We start from the raw sequence: 210 nt of genomic DNA, 5'->3' as shown, positions 1-210 counted from the left end.
GCCCTTAGAAGCTTGGACCTCTTCCACGACATAGTGTCCAAGAGGCAAGTCTGTCTTGGTCTTGGCATAGCCATTGGCATCCGTGGTCACTTCGTCAACGACTTCACCATTGATGGTGTCCTTATGAATCTTAAAGACGTTACCAGCCAATGAGTAGTTGGCATTCCACTGCTTTGTACCGGTTTCAGCACCAGTTTTTTGAATGGTAAT

The 210-nt window shown here is 46.7% G+C and carries 1 protein-coding gene; it reads right to left on the bottom strand.

Features of this window, described 5'->3' with window-relative positions; all coding sequences use genetic code 11:
* The coding region (locus AOQ32_RS08850) for a prealbumin-like fold domain-containing protein (protein WP_158531910.1) at nt 1-210 on the bottom strand (210 nt) is incomplete at both ends.

This window comes from Fructobacillus tropaeoli (genome assembly GCF_001047135.2).
GTDB classification, from domain to species: Bacteria; Bacillota; Bacilli; order Lactobacillales; family Lactobacillaceae; genus Fructobacillus; species Fructobacillus tropaeoli.
Note: the sequence above shows the minus strand (reverse complement) of the source record. Positions and strands in the feature narration are given on the sequence as shown.